Annotated in this window: 1 pseudogene; it reads left to right on the top strand. The window is 52.0% G+C overall.

The features are described from left to right. Positions 1-1,166 precede the first annotated feature (1,166 nt). Positions 1,167-1,537 (top strand): annotated as a pseudogene (locus HQ43_RS09890) (hypothetical protein); the annotation flags it as partial.

Raw genomic sequence — 1,537 nt, 5'->3', positions numbered from 1 at the left:
TGGCATCGTCCGACAGGCAACAGCATTCCGGAGTTCGGCATATCGGTGCAGACAGACAACGGGACTCAGCTCTCCAAGAACAAGAAGATAGCCAAAGCCTTCTCCATGACTCCGGGCAAGGCGTACCGTGTACGGGCAGAGTGGAAAGATAACCGCCTGACGATCTTGGGCGATGACGTGGAAGAGGATCTTCCTTCCATCACCTTGACGACAGAGAAAAAGGTGGGCGAGAAGATAAAGCTTTCGATCGACGCCGAGCCGGAAGACCAAGCGGATGTCTGGATAGACCTGAACAACAACAAGGTCAAAGATGCAGGCGAGAGNGAGAAGATAAAGCTTTCGATCGACGCCGAGCCGGAAGACCAAGCGGATGTCTGGATAGACCTGAACAACAACAAGGTCAAAGATGCAGGCGAGAGCGTGACCGAATTTGGCATCAATAAAGAGTACACACTCGGTGCACAGACCGTTACGGTGTATGGAAAGGTAGGCGGGTTGATCTGCTCCTCTAACTCCCTCACCTCGCTGGATGTGAGCAAGAACACCGCTTTGACACGGTTGTCCTGCTACTCTAACTCTCTCACCTCGCTGGATGTGAGCAAGANGAGAAGATAAAGCTTTCGATCGACGCCGAGCCGGAAGACCAAGCGGATGTCTGGATAGACCTGAACAACAACAAGGTCAAAGATGCAGGCGAGAGCGTAACCGAATTTGGCATCAATAAAGAGTACACACTCGGTGCACAGACCGTTACGGTGTATGGAAAGGTAACGAAGTTGTCCTGCCCCTCTAACTCCCTCACCTCGCTGGATGTGAGCAAGAACACCGCTTTGACACGGTTGTCCTGCTACTCTAACTCTCTCACCTCGCTGGATGTGAGCAAGANCCTCTAACTCCCTCACCTCGCTGGATGTGAGCAAGAACACCGCTTTGACACGGTTGTCCTGCTACTCTAACTCTCTCACCTCGCTGGATGTGAGCAAGAACACGGCTTTGCAACTGTTGGGCTGCTCCTCTAACTCCCTCACCTCGCTGGATGTGAGCAAGAACACGGCTTTGACAACGTTGTCCTGCACCCATAACTCCCTCACCTCGCTGGATGTGAGCAAGAACACGGCTTTGACAATATTCTACTGCTCGATTAACCCGAATCTNCTTTGACAACGTTGTCCTGCACCCATAACTCCCTCACCTCGCTGGATGTGAGCAAGAACACGGCTTTGACAATATTCTACTGCTCGATTAACCCGAATCTGAGCTCCTTGAAGATCTCGAGCAGCATAAATGATGAGTTGTGGGTCAACGACTGCAAGCTGAGCGCGGAGACACTGAACGAGATATTCCGCACACTTCCCGATGTAAAAGGGCTGACCGAAGGCGAGAAGAAGATCGGGATCGCAAACAATCCGGGCACGGCAGCGTGCAACAAGAAGATCGCCACAGACAAAGGCTGGACATTGGATGTCGAAGATACTCCGCCTGCCGGCAACAGCATGACGATGACGACAGAGAAAAAGGTAGGCGAAAAGATAGAGTT

The sequence above is a fragment of the Porphyromonas canoris genome, from assembly GCF_000769115.1.
GTDB classification, from domain to species: domain Bacteria; phylum Bacteroidota; class Bacteroidia; order Bacteroidales; family Porphyromonadaceae; genus Porphyromonas_A; species Porphyromonas_A canoris.
Note: the sequence above shows the minus strand (reverse complement) of the source record. Positions and strands in the feature narration are given on the sequence as shown.